Annotated in this window: 12 protein-coding genes and 1 tRNA gene; 5 read left to right on the forward strand and 8 right to left on the reverse strand. The window is 64.4% G+C overall.

Annotated elements, in window-relative coordinates:
* Positions 1-103 precede the first annotated feature (103 nt).
* Positions 104-1,699: a metallopeptidase TldD-related protein gene (locus tag M3P27_03415; protein ID MDP9267358.1), complete on the reverse strand. Its 1,596-nt coding sequence runs from the start codon at positions 1,697-1,699 to the stop codon at positions 104-106.
* Positions 1,700-1,888: 189 nt separating this feature from the next.
* On the opposite strand from M3P27_03415, the gene gluQRS reads away from it, so the two are divergent.
* A complete protein-coding gene (gluQRS, locus tag M3P27_03420) occupies positions 1,889-2,761 on the forward strand; it encodes a tRNA glutamyl-Q(34) synthetase GluQRS (protein MDP9267359.1) in 873 nt (290 codons plus the stop codon).
* On the opposite strand, the gene M3P27_03425 is transcribed toward gluQRS, so the two are convergent.
* Entirely contained in the window at positions 2,758-3,189 is a 432-nt protein-coding gene (locus M3P27_03425; protein MDP9267360.1) for a DUF4870 domain-containing protein, read from the reverse strand. The genes gluQRS and M3P27_03425 overlap by 4 nt on opposite strands.
* 114 nt (positions 3,190-3,303) lie before the next feature.
* Between M3P27_03425 and M3P27_03430 the strand changes: the two genes are divergently transcribed.
* Positions 3,304-6,627, forward strand: a complete 3,324-nt coding sequence (locus M3P27_03430) for a TonB-dependent receptor (GenBank protein MDP9267361.1) — start codon at positions 3,304-3,306, stop codon at positions 6,625-6,627.
* Between the two features lie 142 nt (positions 6,628-6,769).
* Positions 6,770-7,960: a sigma 54-interacting transcriptional regulator gene (locus M3P27_03435; GenBank protein ID MDP9267362.1), complete on the forward strand. Its 1,191-nt coding sequence runs from the start codon at positions 6,770-6,772 to the stop codon at positions 7,958-7,960.
* A 24-nt stretch (positions 7,961-7,984) separates the two neighbouring features.
* On the opposite strand, the gene M3P27_03440 is transcribed toward M3P27_03435, so the two are convergent.
* The 6 genes from M3P27_03440 to M3P27_03465 all read right to left on the reverse strand — a co-directional run bounded on the left by M3P27_03440 (position 7,985) and on the right by M3P27_03465 (position 14,437).
* The gene (locus tag M3P27_03440) at positions 7,985-8,797 is read right to left on the reverse strand and encodes an ATP-binding cassette domain-containing protein (GenBank protein MDP9267363.1); all 813 of its coding nucleotides are present in this window, start codon (positions 8,795-8,797) and stop codon (positions 7,985-7,987) included.
* Positions 8,790-9,737, reverse strand: coding sequence for an ABC transporter permease (locus M3P27_03445; protein ID MDP9267364.1), 948 nt, complete (start codon positions 9,735-9,737; stop codon positions 8,790-8,792). The genes M3P27_03440 and M3P27_03445 overlap by 8 nt, the downstream gene beginning before the upstream one ends.
* Positions 9,734-11,029, reverse strand: coding sequence for an STAS domain-containing protein (locus tag M3P27_03450; GenBank protein ID MDP9267365.1), 1,296 nt, complete (start codon positions 11,027-11,029; stop codon positions 9,734-9,736). Before M3P27_03450 ends, M3P27_03445 begins: the two co-directional genes overlap by 4 nt.
* Entirely contained in the window at positions 11,026-12,051 is a 1,026-nt protein-coding gene (locus M3P27_03455) for an ABC transporter substrate-binding protein (protein MDP9267366.1), read from the reverse strand. Before M3P27_03455 ends, M3P27_03450 begins: the two co-directional genes overlap by 4 nt.
* 198 nt (positions 12,052-12,249) lie before the next feature.
* Positions 12,250-13,086 (reverse strand): hypothetical protein, encoded by an 837-nt coding sequence (locus M3P27_03460; protein MDP9267367.1) that lies wholly within the window; start codon positions 13,084-13,086, stop codon positions 12,250-12,252.
* A gap of 166 nt (positions 13,087-13,252) precedes the next feature.
* Entirely contained in the window at positions 13,253-14,437 is a 1,185-nt protein-coding gene (locus tag M3P27_03465) for an FAD-binding oxidoreductase (GenBank protein ID MDP9267368.1), read from the reverse strand.
* A gap of 29 nt (positions 14,438-14,466) precedes the next feature.
* Between M3P27_03465 and M3P27_03470 the strand changes: the two genes are divergently transcribed.
* Together M3P27_03470 and M3P27_03475 are read left to right on the forward strand one after the other, a co-directional pair.
* A tRNA-Ile gene (locus tag M3P27_03470) sits at positions 14,467-14,543 on the forward strand.
* A 102-nt stretch (positions 14,544-14,645) separates the two neighbouring features.
* Positions 14,646-15,341: a response regulator transcription factor gene (locus M3P27_03475; GenBank protein ID MDP9267369.1), complete on the forward strand. Its 696-nt coding sequence runs from the start codon at positions 14,646-14,648 to the stop codon at positions 15,339-15,341.
* The last annotated feature ends 16 nt before the right edge of the window (positions 15,342-15,357 follow it).

Consider the following 15,357-nt stretch of genomic DNA (forward strand, 5'->3'; position numbering starts at 1 on the left):
GACTGCTGCGCCGCGGTAGTGCCGAGGAGCACAGCAAAGAACGCAAAGACGGCGAGAGCTGCGAGCAAGCGTTTCATCGGCCACCGTTTCATCGCTCTCGGTCTCATCGCACACCTCCGGCGATATCTGCCGCAGTGGGTGGCGGCAGGATAGGCGGACGCTGGTGCGATTGCGCGCGGCGCTGCGTCTCGAATTCCGAGAACAACATGGCGGGCGCGATCGCGGCCACGGGGACGCTGCCACTCTCAGCACCGCAGATGCCGTTGAACACGTGCTCGGTGTCGCCCACCGAGATGATGTGGGCGAAGGCCGCCAGCGGCGTGCCGACGAGATCGACGCCGCGGACCAGCTCGTCCGGACGGCCATCGGGATAGACGCGCCATACCATGATGGGCAGCACCTGGAAGGCTTGCGGCGCCTGTCGCGAGGTCACCGTGAAACCGCCCTGGATGTCGTCGAAATAGAGTCCGTAGGGCTTGCCTTGGCGCTTCACCTCGGCGATGAGTTGCTGGCGCAACTCGCCCTCGGGCACCGATTTGGTGGAAGAGACGATGAGATTTCCCTGGCGACCCACGGGAACGCGGCCCGCCTCGCCGCGGCCGTGTCCGTTCGAGGTTTGAAATCCTTTTACCGGCATGCGCGAGAGCAGAAAGTTCCGTAATACTCCGTCATCGATGAGCTTGACTGCCTGCGCGGGCGTGCCTTCGTCGTCGAACTGATAGAAACCGGAGAGGTCGGTGGCGCCAAAGGTCTTGCGCGTGGGATCGTCGACCACGCTGATGAACTGCGGCAGCACAGCCTGATTGATCTTCTTGGTGAAGGTCTGCCCTTCATCGTCGCCGCGCTGGCGCTGGCCTTCCAGGCGATGTCCCAGCACTTCATGGGTGAGCACGGCGGCGGCGCGTCCGGAGAGCAGCGCCGGCCCGGCGAACGGCTCGGCGATGGGCGAAGCTTTCAGCGCCTTCAGGTCGGCGATCATCTTGGCGATCTGGGGCGCGATCTGCGTCTCCCCCGGCAGTTTTTCGGGATCGGAAGACTGGAAGCTCTCCATGCGCGTGAGGTCCATGCCGTCTTCGGCGCGCATGGATGCGAAAACGAACAGCCGCGCCATGCGGACGGGCGTGAGCAGGCGCGTGCCTTCGGTGGTGACGAAGTAATGGTCCTCGTTCTGGATCACCACGACCACTCCCGAGGTCTCCACTTCGGGATGAGCGCGGAAGTGGGCGGCCATTTTGCGCACGCGCTCGCGCCATAGCGATTCGCTGGCGGGGAGCAGCGCGGCAACGTCCACGTGCGTCTGGGGCGCTTGCTTGGAGAAGTCGGGCGAGTCGTCTTCTTCGGCCGCGCGCACGTCACTCGAAGTCTTGGCGCGCATGTAAGCGCTGACCGACTGGCGATACCCGCGATTGGTGAGGTCCCAGAGCGTGCGGGCGATGGCGGCGTGATCCTGGTTCAACGGCAGCGTGCCGGAGACTACGGCAGCGGTCCGCAACTCTCCGTGGGTATTGTCGAGCGCGGGAGATCCGATGCGCGTGATCACGTCCACGCGGCGCGCGTGCGACTGCACCGAAGTGACGATCGCGCCGTTGGCGCCGGCGACCACGGTGGTGTCTTGATCGGCGACGGAATAACTCAGGTAGTAGGGCGCCGGGTCGGCCTTGGCGAGCTCTTTCGAGGCACGCATGAGCTCACTTTGCATGTCGGTGAGCAATGATTCCTGCGGGCTGGCTGGAGCAGCGGTAGCCGATGCCGGAGCGAAGGAGAGACCGCAGGATAAGACAAGGGAGGATAGGAGAATAAGGAAGCTGCGCTGGACCCGGGCCATAGACGACCGAGTTTAATCGTTGCGACGAAGGGCCGCAATGCCGCCCGCTACAATCTTGACACGATGCGATCGGCAGCGAGCTACCGCGGCCGGCTGGCGCCTTCGCCCACCGGATACCTGCACCTCGGTCATGCGCGAACCTTCTGGATGGCGCAGCAGCGCGCTCGCGCCGCCGGCGGTGGGTTGGCGTTTCGTAATGAGGACCTCGACCAGCAACGGTCGCGCCCCGAGTTCGTCGCCGCGATGTATGAAGACCTGCGCTGGCTTGGCCTCGAGTGGCAGGAAGGCCCGGACGTCGATGCGCAACGAGGTGGTGGCCCCTACGGACCGTATTCGCAAAGCGAGCGGCGCGAGGTCTACCTCGAAGCGTGGCGCGAGCTGCGCGACGCGGGCGCCGGCGTTATTTATCCGTGCAGTTGCTCGCGCAAAGATCTGGCACAAGCGGCGCAGGCCCCGCATGACGATGCCGAAGAGACCCCGTATCCGGGGAGGTGTCGCGGCAAGAGCTGGGATGCTCACGACTTTCCTTCGCCGGCGGGCGTGAGCTGGCGCTTCCGCGTTCCCGATGGCGAGATCATTCGCTTCGACGACGCGCTTGCCGGACCGCAGCGATATGTTGCCGGACGCGACTTCGGCGATTTCCTCGTCTGGCGGCGCGACGACGTGCCCGCCTACCAGCTCGCCTGCGTCGCCGACGACGCCGCGATGTGCATCACGGAGGTCGTCCGCGGCGCCGATCTGCTGAAGAGCACTGCGCGCCAGCTTCTTCTATATAGGGCGCTCGAGGTCGCGGCGCCCGCGTGGGCACACGCGCCGCTGATGACGGACGAGCGCGGGACCCGCCTGGCGAAACGCGACGACGCGCTCAGCCTTCGCGCGCTGCGCGCCGCGGGGAAGACGCCGGAGCAAGTGCGGGTCATGTTAGGGAACGCTTAATCAGCCGCCAAGCCGGCGGCGCGCCGCGCCCAGTTGCCCACGATCGGCAGGCGCGTCCACTCGCCGTTCTTCGCCTTGATGGCAAAGACGATCCCGATGACCAGGTTGATGAGCCAGCCTCCCCAGAACAGCGGGAACATCAGGAAGAAGGCCGCTGGCGGGCCAGCCGCGTGCCTTCCCCCCGCCGTGACCGTCGCGAAGACGCTGACCATAAAAAATATGACGCCCACGATGGTGAGCAGCAGATAGATGCCGTGCCAGAACAGGATTTGCAGCGCGTGGAAGGAGACGAACTTCGACTCCCGCTTCACCAGCCAGATGATGAGGGGCGCCAGCCAGCCGGCAAAGATGGAGAGGATGTAGGTGATCATCGCCAGTGACTTCTCGTCCTGGGTAGGCAGCGGAGCGACCTGCGGCAAGGCTGACATGGCTGGGGATTGTACCGCTGCGCAGTCGCTCCCGGCAGAGGTGCGGCGTATAATCCGCCCAACAAACCGGCAGTCGTTATATCTCGGGCCTAATCGCAGTTCAGGAGAACGACGATGAAGAAGCGGCTTGGCGTTCTTGTCATCGTGGTGCTGGGTGTGGGCTTCGCGATGGCGCAGACGTTCCGTGGTGAGATCACCGGAACGGTGACCGATTCGACCGGCGCATCCGTTTCGGGCGCCGACGTGAAAGCGACGCAACGCGATACCGGTCTCGAGCGCACCACGGTCACGGATTCGGGCGGCGACTACAACCTGCCCGAGCTGCCGCTGGGCGAGTACACCGTCACCATCACGAAGGCGGGCTTCAAGACGCAGACGATCAAAGGTGTGCAAGTGAGCGTGGCGAATGCGCCGCGGGTGAACGCCCAGCTCTCCCCCGGCGAAGTGAGCCAAGCCATCGAGGTCACCGCCGATGCGCCGCTGGTCGAGACCACGTCTAACATCATGGGCGGCACGATCGACGCGCAACAAGCCGAGCAGCTTCCCGTGAACGGCCGCGACTTCATCAAGCTGCTGACGCTCGTCCCCGGCTCGACCGCGGACGCCAGCGGCGTCTCTGATTCTCCCGGGGCCTTCGGCCAGTTCAGCGTCAACGGCAACCGCGGACGGTCGAACAATTACCTGCTCGACGGCACTGACATGAACGACGGCTACCGCAACGACTCCGCCATCAACGAGGCAGGCGTCTTCGGCACGCCAGCCACGCTGCTTCCGGTGGATGCCATCGCCGAACTCAGCATCATGAGTTCCACCGAAGCCGAGTACGGACGCAATTCCGGCGCCATCGTCAACATCGTGACCAAGTCAGGCACCAACAGCTGGCACGGCTCGGTCTTCGAATACTTCCGCAACAACGGGCTCGACGCGCGTAACTTTTTCAACACCAAAGACCAACCCCAGGATAAGTTCCACAACAATCAGTACGGTGGCTCCCTCGGCGGCCCCCTCGTCAAGGATAAGACGTTCTTCTTTCTCGCTTACGAAGCACAGAACGAGATCATCGGCATCCCCACGCTGAGCACCATCCCGACGGAAGAGATGATCACCTGCTTCGGGGCGCCGGTGAACACGGTCGCGCAGAACATTCTCGACCTGAACCCCTGGGGACAGGCGCTGCCCGCGACCGGCGATTCGCCGTGCGGGCCGAGCTCGGTACAGCAGTCCAACACTTCCACGAACACGCTGCACAGCTTGATCTTCAAGGTGGATCAGCACGTGGGAAGGTCTGATGTGCTGACCGGCCGCTACTTCTACGGCACCAGCAAGCAGAGTTTCCCGCTCGCGCTGGTGGGCGGCTCGGGCATCCCGGGCTACAACACGGTTACGCCTACGGACGTGCACGTGATCTCAGTCTCGTATACCCACATCTTCTCGCCGCGCCTGCTGATGGAAAACCGTTTTGGCTGGAACAGCTTCGACGAAGACTTCTTCCCTCAGGATTCGACGCTCGATCCCGCGAGCCTCGGCCTCGAGACGGGCGTGCCGGCGCAGGATTTCGGGCTTCCGCTGCTGACCTTCGGCGACGTCTCCCCCATCGGAGCGACCACCAGCGTGCCGCGCGGCCGCGTGGACCGCAACTGGCAGTTGTTCACCAACTTCTCCTACTCCACCGGCCGGCACAACTGGAAGTGGGGCGGAGAATACCGGCGCACCACGGTGAAGCAGTTCTTCGACTCCGGCTTCCGCGCCAGGCTCAACTTCGACGACTTCTTCGGCTTCCTCGCTGGCATGCCTTCGGGCGGACGCCAGGCGACGACGGTGGCGTCGGGGACCCCGCTTACACCGTTCTCCGGCACCTCGCTGCGCAACACCGCGCAGAATAACTTTGGCCTCTACCTGCAAGACAGCTGGAAGGTGTTCCCCCGCTTCACCGTAAACTACGGACTGCGCTGGGATTACTTCGGCGTGATCAGCGAGGGCGAGGGCCAGTTCAGCAACTTCGATCCCACCCTGCCGGGACCGGTGCTCACCGACCAGCTGTACCCGAAAGACTGGACCAATTTCGGTCCGCGCGTGAGCTTTGCGTGGGACGTGTTCGGCTCAGGCAAAACGGTGGTCCGCGGCGGCTGGGGCATGTTCTACGACGCCTTCTCGCAGGACTTCTTCATCGGGCAACTGCCCTTCAACACCTTCAATCCGGGGCCGGCATACAACGGCGTGGGTCCGAATCCAACGTTGTTCAGCTTCTCGCCATCGGGTCCGCTCACGCCCGGCGTGCCGGTATTCGATCCCACTTCGTTCAGCGCCGCCGACGTCTTTACCGTGGACCAGGGCATCCGCACGCCCTACATCCAGAACTACAACTTGAACATCGAGCAGCAACTTGGGGCGCATGCCGCGGTGCAGGTCAGCTACGTCGGCTCGGCGGGACGCAAGCTCTTCCGCTATCGCGACATCAACCAGTGCGTGAACCCCGCGATCTATGGGATGTTCACGCCGGGAACGTGCTTCCCGGGCGCGGCGGAACTGGGTTCACCCTTCGGCGCGGCGGGGTTCGAGTACATCAACAACTTCGAGTCGTCGGCCAGTTCTACCTACGACGCGTTGCAGGCTTCTTTCCGCATCAAGTCCTGGCACGGCCTCTCCTCGGTCGTGAACTACACCTGGTCGCACTCCATCGACAACGCCTCCGACGGCCAGGACTTCGTGGCGCAAGCCACGCAGCCGGACAATAGTTACACGCCGCAGTTCGAGCGCGCGAATTCGAACTTCGACACCCGCAACCGCTTCTCCTGGAACTGGACTTACGAATTTCCCAAGAGCTCCACCATGCCGTGGCTGCTCTCCGGATGGGAGATGGATGGCGTGCTCACCCTGATGGACGGCCAGCCCTACAACTTGACCTATCAGTTTGAAGATGACTTCAACGGCAGCGGCGAGTACTTCGGCCGTCCAGATGTGATCGCGTCCGGGGCTCTGACGGGGACAAACAGCTTCAACCTGGTAAACCTCGGGGCATTCGCTGCGCCTTGTCTGTGGGATACCACACTCAACGGCGGCGACGGCGGCTGTGTGCCGGGCTCGCAGCACTTTGGCAACCTCCGGCGCAACGCGTACATGGGCCCGTCGTTCAAGAACTTCGACTACTCCATCGTCAAAAACACGAAGCTCGGCGAGCGGGTGACCATGCAGATCCGTGCCGACGTCTTCAACCTGTTCAATCACCCCAACTTCACCAATCCCACGCTCCCGAACTTTGCCGTCGACTTCTTTAATAACGGGTCGGCCTTCGTGCCGACAGTGAGTGCGACGCAGGGATTTCTCACCGGAACTGGTTTCTTGAATCCCGTGGCCACTCCCGACGTCGGCATCGGCAATCCGTTCCTGGGAGGCGGCGGGCCGAGGAATATCCAGATAGCCGTAAAGTTCACGTTCTAAGCGGTTTCCCGGGCCCCAGCCTGCCCTTCGGGGCGGGCCCTTTTTCTTGCTCGCCGGGCACCCGCGCCGCTATTGCAATCGGCGGCCATCGCAGGATAGGCTCTGGCGTCCATCCGTGACTTAAAACACGGCCCAATGTCCAATGTCCGCCACTGGACCATCGCGCATTCCTACGCTGCACACCACCGCGACCACCGAGCTGCAGCCGGTGCTGATGCTGCTAGATGGCACCGACCGGCGCTCGCTGGTGCTCGACCATAGCCCCTTCCGCATCGGACGCAAGTCCGACAACGACCTCATGCTTCCCGATACGCGCGTCTCGCGCGCGCATGCGGAGATCGTGCTCGAGCAGGGCGCGCACTTCCTCGTGGACCTGGGCTCCAAGCACGGCACTTACGTGAATGGCGAGCGTGTGCTGAAGCATCAGCTCGTCCGCAACGACCGCATCGAGATCGGCGCGCGTGATGGCTTGATGCTGGCGCTGCACCAGCGATCGTTGCGCGCGAGTGGACCGTTCATCGCGGTGAACTGCGCCGCCGTTCCGGCGGAGCTGATCGAGAGCGAGCTCTTTGGCCACGAAAAGGGCTCATTTACCGGCGCTGCCGGCAGGCACGTCGGAAAATTCGAGCAGGCACAGCACGGCACGCTCTTCCTCGATGAGATCGGCGACATGCCGCTGGCGATGCAGGCCAAGCTGCTGCGCGTGCTGGAAGAGCGCGAGATCGAGCGCATCGGCGGCGAGAAGCCGGTGCCGGTGGACGTCCGCGTGATCGTCGCGACGCATCGCAACCTGGAAGAGCTGGTCCGCGCCGGCCAGTTCCGGCAAGATCTTTTCCACCGCATCTTCGTCTTCCCCATCACCCTGCCGCCGCTGCGCGAGCGTCGCGGCGACCTCGCCGCGCTGGTGCAACACTTTGCGGCGCAGCTCAGCCAATCCAACGGATGGAAGCCAACAACATTCTCGGCCGAAGCTATCGCCGCGTTGAAGGATTACCCGTGGCCGGGGAATGTGCGGGAGCTGCGCAACGTGATCGAGCGTTTGATGCTGCTTGCGAGCAGCAGCGAGATCACCGGAGCGGATGCGCTGTCAGTGCTGCCACAGTCTTCTATCCCTGGGGCGAGCGGTGCAGGAACAGCGGGCGTCTCACTGGGCAGCGGCGCGTTACACGAGCGCGTGATGCAGTTCGAGCGCGAGGTCATCCTCGCCGAGCTCAAACGCAATCACTTCAACGTGACCAGCACGGCGAAAGCGCTCGGCCTCGAGCGCTCGCACCTATATAAGAAGGCCGAGCAGTTGGGCGTGGACTTGAGCGCGGAACGACAGAAGGGCTAGACGTAAACAGCTAGGCGTAAACAGCTACACGTAAACCGTGCGCAGCAGCTCGGCGGCGGCGGGATCGAGCTGTTCGGCGCGGCGGATCTCTTCGAAGCGCGCGATCAAGTCTTCGGCGCGCAGGCGGCGCTTTTCGGTACCGGAGTGATCGTAGCGCACAGTCCCCTGGTACATCATGATGAGACGGTCGCCGAAGGCTGCGGCCTGGTGCATGGAGTGGGTGACCATCATCGTGGTCAGACGCTCGCGCGTGACGATCTCTTCGGTGAGCGCGATGACCTGGTCGGCGCTCTTGGGATCGAGCGCGGCGGTGTGTTCGTCGAGCAACAGGAGTTTCGGCCGCAACCAGGTCGCCATCAGCAAGGTCAGCGCCTGGCGCTGTCCGCCGGAGAGCGTGCCCATCGGATTCTCGAGACGGTCTTCGAGGCCCATACCGAGTCGGGCGATGCGGTCGCGCAGTCCGCGCCGGATCGAAGGACGCAGCGCCCAAGCGAGACGGCGAGAGAGACCGCGGCGCATCGCGAGCGCGAGGTTCTCCGCGACGGTCATGCCGGGCGCGGTGCCCGCGAAAGGGTCTTGGAAGACGCGGCCGATGAAGCGCGCACGCCGGTGTTCGGGCCAGAGGGTTACGTCGGCGCCATCGAGCCCGATGCTGCCGGAATCGAGTTGGAAAGCGCCGGCGACGGCATTGAGGAGCGTGGATTTCCCCGAGCCGTTCGTGCCGATCACCGTGACGAACGAGCCTTCGGCGATGGTGAGATCGATTGCCTGTAGCGCGCGTACCTCGGTGGGCGTGCCGGCGAAGAAGGTCTTCGAGATGCCGCGGGCTTCAAGCATGGGTGGACCTCGCCGTCTTTTTCCGCAACCCAGGGCGCAGCCGGCGCGCGAGTCCGGGCGCGACCAGCGCGACGAAGACGAACACGGCGGTGACCAGCTTGAGGTCGTTGGGATCGAGTCCCCAGCGCAGCGCGATCGCGATCATCAAGCGGAAGAGGACGGAGCCGATGGCGGTGCCGGCGATGGCCAGCCCGAGCGAGTCTGAACCGGTGAGCGCCTGGCCGATGATCACGCTGGCCAGTCCCCAGACGACCATGCCGATGCCCATCTGCACGTCGGCGAATCCCTGATACTGCGCGAGCAGCGCGCCGGAGAGCGCGACCAGGCCATTGGCGACGGCGAGACCGAGCACCGTCATGTTGCCGACGTCAACTCCGAGCGCGCGGATCATGCGGTCGTTGTCACCGGTGGCGCGCATCGCGGCGCCCAGGTCGGTGCGAAGAAAAAGATAGAGCCCCAGTCCGACGAGCGCGACGACGCCGAGTGAGAACACCAGCGAAGCAAGGTCGCGCGTGGGTACTTGCCAGCCGAGCAGATCCACGGTGTCGCGACCGAGCAGACGGACCCCGGCCTGCTCGGCGGAACTGGTGAGGGTGTGCGCGCTGAGCAGCGGGATGTTGCTTTTCCCCATCACGTGCAGGTTGATGGAATAGAGGGCCGTCATCACCAGGATGCCGGAGAGGAGTTGGTTGATGCGGAAGCGCGTGTGCAGCAGCCCGGTCGTGGTGCCAGCGAGCATGCCGGCGCCGACAGCGGCCAGAGTCGCGAGCGCGGGATGGACATTGCGGACGATCAAGGTCGCGGCGACAGCGGCGCCGAGCGTGACCGAGCCGTCGGTGGTGATGTCCGCGAAACGGAAGATGCGGTAGCTCACGTAGACGCCGAGGCCGAGCAAGCCAAGGATGGCGCCGATGGTCCAGGCGCTAAGCAGAAGCGTCATGCGCGATCCTCCGCGCGGCGCGGCGCGGACGTAGACGGCGATGGAGCAGGCGGCGATGGAGCAAACGTCATCGGAGAAAACGTCAATGGAGCAAACCAGCAGGCGCCGCGGCGGAACTCGCTTTCGCCCGCGCCCGAGATCGGACGCGTGTCCGCGAGCAGATGCAGCACCGAAAGCAGCGCGCCGGGCTGGAAGAGCGAGGCAACGGTCTCGTGCAGATCGACCTTACCCAGCTGCACGGGGCGGTAGTGGAAGACGGCGGCGTGGAAGTGGCCGAGCAGGGTGGCATCAGGTGCAAAGGGACGCAGGAACGGAAGCAGCGCCGGCGCGGGTTGCGGGCTGAGCACGCCGACAACGAGCGCGGTCGTCATGGCATGGACGCGCTCGGTGGAGAACGAAAGCCACTCGCGGACTTCGGGATGATGGAAGCGGTCGCCGGGCTCGGTGGGCGAGCGCCGCAGCGTGGCGCCGACCAGGCCGGCGGCCTCCGCGACCATGACGAACCCGAGGGCACCGCCCGAGGCGATCTCGCGGGCAGTGGCGACCACCCGGCTGAGGGAGGTCGAGCGCGTGTCGCGCGCGGCGTCGAACCGCAGCAGATGAGCGAACGCGCCTTCGTAGCGCAGGGCGTAAAGGACCTGTAACTCGGGCACGAGCGAGCCCGAGCCGAGGACGTAGTCGGGCCGCTCCGAGTCGGCAGTTGGCGACTGTGCGGCTGCACCCGCCGCGGCGAGGAATTCGCCGAAGCGCGGCTGGCAATCGCCGAAACTATCGCCGAAGGCGCCAAGGCCGAGTCCGAAACTTGCAACGGGAAATTTGAGGGGCTGTGCCGAACGGTAGACGCCATCAAACAGCGGCGCCGGATCGCCGGCGCCCGTGCAAACGAGGCCGCCGGCAGGGTCGAGGGCGAAGTGTTCGTAGGTAACGCCCTCGCGCTCGAACGCCCGGCCGGCGGCGGGCGCGGTCGCCGACGCGCCAGGAGCGGAGAAGAACATGGCCTCGAGAGCGACGAGCTTGAGCACGCTGCGCACCCGGTCGGAGGCGCGAATGATGATGAGCGTCCCGTTGATGGTCTCCAGTCGCCGGCGGAAGCGTACGAGCAGGCCGATGCCGGCGGAGCTGAGGTAGTTCACCTCGGTGAGGTCGAGGCGCAGGTCGTGCGCGCCTTCCTGCAACATCTGCTCGAGCTGCTCGGCCAGGAGTTCGGACCAGTAGTTGTCGAGACGGCCCTTGATGCGGACTTCGAGGAAGCCCTCGCGCCGCTCGCGAACGACTTCCATGCCGGAACTCACCGGATCACCTGCTTCGCCGACTTGAGCAGCTCGGGCGAGAAGGTGACGCCGAGGGCGCGCGCCGACTTGAGGTTCACGATGATCTGCGTCTTGTCGTATTCGACGAACGGCATGCGGGCAGGATCCTCGCCGCGCATGACGCGGGCAGCCATGAGGCCGGCGGCGTGGCCGGCATCACGGTAATCGCGGCCGAGCACCACGAGCGCGCCGTCGAGCGCCTGTTGCTTTTGAAAAGCGAAGACCGGCATGCGGGCGCGCTGCGCCGCGTACGCGATGCTGGTGAACGCCGAGGCGGTGAGGTTTCCGGGGATCTGCACGATGGCGTCGAGGTCGCGGCCGGCGAGCGCGGCCGCGGCATCCGGCACCTCGGTCGCGGTCGAGGCCGGCAGGGCGACGACCTGCATGCCGTTCCTTTCCGCCGCTTGCTCGAGCAGTCGGCGGTGATAGACGGAATTCGTTTCGGAAGGAACGAAGAGAGTGCCCACGCGGCGGACCTGCGGGAAGTCGCGGCGCAGCAGCGCCATCATCGGGTCATATGCGGCGCCCAGGGTGACGCCGGTGACGTTGGGCAGGTGGTCGGTGTCGCTCTTGCCTGCTCCGGCGACGATCGCGCTGGCAACATAAGTAAAGACGATGGGCACCTTTTCGGCCCGGCGGATGGCAGCCTGCAAGGTCGGCGTGGAGAACGTGATGATCATGTCAGCGCCACCGGTGGTCGCCGAATCGATCAGCGCGCTGACGGTCGCCATGTCGCCTTGTGCGTTCAGGACCTTAGCCTCGTACTCGGTGCCTTCCTTGAGCCCACTCTCGCGCAGGCCTTCAAGCACACCCTCTTCGGAGTCCTTCACGTCGAGCACGTCGTTGTACTGGATGAGGTAGAGCTTCCACTTGCGGGTGAGATGTCCGTTCACCGTCGCCGGACCACCACGCTTGCGATGGTGGAGGTCGGAGAGCAATAGCGCGCTCGAAGCCAGCACGAGCAGGATGATCCCGACGATGAGCTTTTTCGCGCCGCTAAACATGAGAGGGAGGTGGCATCGTCTAGCAGGCGAGCAGCGAAGTCAAGCGAGCCTCCACTCGGATCACCGCCGCGCGAAGCCGTCCGCGCTCCAGTCTTCCGAGCCCACTCCGTGATGCACGGTGAAGAACCCGGCTGCGTTGTTGCGAAGGGCGAAAAAATCCCCACGCCCAAAGCGTGGGGGAGAGAGGCACTGCGATGCTTAGCGGCGATACCCGAAAGCCTGGTTGTATTGGCTCACGAACGCCTGCCGATACTCCTGCTTGTACTGGTCGGAGCTGCTGTAGCCAGACGACGAAGACAAGCCATGGTCGGCATCACGATACGACGCCCACTCGGTCGCACGCGAAGAGTGGTTGCTCTGGCGATCGCTCTGTCCGGCCTGCTGTCCATCCTGCGAGCCGAAGCGAGCGGCGTTGCCATTGCCGCGGCCGCCGGTGGTCCAGTTCCCGTTGTTGTAGCCGCCGTTGTAACCGCCGTTGTTGATGGTGACTCCCGGACGCCCATCGCCATCCGGATCCCAAGGCGTGCGCTGTCCGTTCTGTCCGTATACGTAACCGTACTGCGTGCGGCGGCCGTTGCGGGCGTCGCTGTATCCGCTGCGGAAGCCCTCGCGGTAGCCCTGCTTGTACTGGCCACGCGGACCCATCGCGCTCTGGTAGGCTCCGGTTTCGTTGCGACGGTCATAGTTGCCGTTGCCATTGTTGTAGTTGCCGTTGTTGCCGTTGTTGTAGGTCCCGTTGCCGTAGTTACCGCTGTTGTAGTCGCCGTTACCGTTGTTGCCGTTGCGATTGTTATTGTTCGCACGGTTCATGCGGCCCTGATTGAAGCCATCGCGGTAGCCGTTGTGAAAGCCATATTCGCGCGCGTCAGTATTGCGGTTTTGTCCCCAGGCGTAGTTGTCTGAGTCGCGATGGTTGCCGCTGTAGTTGCCATTGCCCTGGTTGTCGCGGTAATCGCCATTATTCTGCGCGATCGCCAAGCCACTGAGTATCCCGACCGTGGCCATTGCCAGCAGGATCGTCTTCATCTTGTTCATGGTTCCTCCTGCCGGACCAGTCCGGCGGCTCCTCAACCTCCGCAGGCTTGCGCCGGTGAAGAGTGATGCATCTTCAGTCTCAAGGATGTGGCGCCGCATTACTGGTCTGTAGAGACCTAGTTTCCGGAAGGACGACGCTCACGCCAAAACGCGCCATCCGCAGTGCTCACAGCACCGCGGTCTCGTGGATCATTTCGCCCGCGGCGAAGCGTCCCGGCCGGAGCACGCGCGCGTCGATGAGCTCCGTGGTCCCATGCAGGATGAGGTCGCTGACGATCTTCCCCGTCGCCGGCGCGTGCATCACGCCGTGCCCGGAGAACCCGTTGGCGAAGAACAGTCCCTTCACTTCGTCCGATTCGCCGAGGATGGAATGGTGGTCGGGCGTGATCTCGTACAGTCCTGCCCACGCGCGTTTCGGATTCACCGGCACGTCGGCGAAACACGGCACGCGCTCAGCCGCGCGCGTGAGTATCTTCTCCGTGAACGCCGGTTCGTAGTCGGTGCGAAAACCGAATGTCTCTTCAGGATCGTTCCAGGCCAGCAGGAATCCGCGCGCTTCCGGACGGAAGTGGAAACCGGTGGACATATCGATGATCATCGGCGCGGAGTGTGGGAATCCGTCGAATGGCTCGGTGGGGACAAGCATCCGGCGCAACGGCTCGACCGGCAGCGCCGCTCCCGCGAGCTTCGCCACGCCTGCCGCCCATGGGCCCGCGGCGTTCACCACGACCGAAGTCGAGATGGTTTCTTGTGATGTCCCCACGGCTATCCTCACCCCACTCACGCGGCAGGCTTCGACGCCGTCATTGACAACGGCGATGCCGGTGACTTCCGTGCTGCGCTGGATGTGCGCGCCGCGTTCCAGCGCCCACTGCGTGAAGCCGACCATCGCGCTGTAGGGATCGACGAAGCCGTCCGTGGGGCAGAACGCGCCACCGAGCACGTCGTCGGTCCTGAGCTGGGGATACAGCTCGCGGACATCTTCCGCGCTGACCATCCGCGCCTGCTTCAGCCCGAGCGCTTTCTGCGTGGCCTGATTCCGCTCCAGGTATTCGAGGTGCTTCGCGCTCGTCGCGAGGAATAGATATCCCTGCGCGCGGTATCCAGAAGGGTGGCCAACGCGCTCCTCGAAATCCGCATAGAACGGGATCGAGTACAACGACATCCGGATGTTCACCGGCGTGGAGAACTGCGCGCGCACTCCGCCCATGCTCTTGCCAGTCGAGCCTTTGCCCTGCGCCGTCTCGCGCTCGAGGATGAGCACGTCGCGGCATCCGGCGGCAACCAGGTGGTACGCGATACTCGCTCCCACGATCCCGCCGCCGACGATCACCACATCCGCGGTGCGCATGGCGCCCGCCATCTTATACTTGCTGGGGCGGGCCTGTAGCTCAGCTGGTTAGAGCAGGGGACTCATAATCCCTTGGTCCCAGGTTCGAATCCTGGCGGGCCCACCACTTCTATCCCCCTGCTTCGACGACCGGCGATTATGAATAGACGATTAATTCTGCCCTCGAAGGTTTGACCGCCGCGTTCCGCCCCGCGATAATCGCTGGCAGATGCAGATCATCTACGTCGTAGAAGACGATCCCGACATCGCGCGACTCGTCCGGCATCATCTCGAGGACGCGGCCTACAGCGTCCGTTCCTTCCCCAACAGCAGCAACGTGCTCAGCTCCGCGCAAAAGGAGCGTCCCGCACTCTTCCTGCTCGACATCATGATGCCGGGTTCGGGCGGCTCCGGGCTAGACCTGTGCAAGAAGATCCGCCACAGTGTCCAACTCTCCACCGTGCCGATCATCTTCCTCACCGCCAAGACCAGCGAAGCCGACCGCGTGGTCGGCCTCGAGCTCGGCGCCGACGACTACGTCAGCAAGCCTTTCAGCCCGCGCGAGCTGGTGGCGCGCGTGAAGGCGGTGCTACGCCGCGTGGAACACACGCCCGAGCCGCGCGTCTTTCGCGATGGCGACCTCGAACTCGATACCGGCGCCATGACCCTCAAGGTGCGTGGCAAGCCGGTGCCGCTCACGGCTACCGAGTTCCGCCTGCTCGAGCATTTCACCGCTAATCCCGGGCGCGTCTATACCCGCGAGCAGTTGCTTGATGCGGTGTGGCGCGATACCAGCTTCGTCACCGCACGCTCAGTAGACGTCTACATCCGCCGGCTGCGCGAGAAGATCGAGAAGGATGCCGAGGATCCCAGGTATCTCAAGACCATGCGCGGGGCCGGCTACCGTTTCGAGACGACGAAGTAGCCCGCGCCAATAGCGG

It is taken from the genome of Acidobacteriota bacterium, assembly GCA_030774055.1.
Taxonomy (GTDB): domain Bacteria; phylum Acidobacteriota; class Terriglobia; order Terriglobales; family Acidobacteriaceae; genus JACPNR01.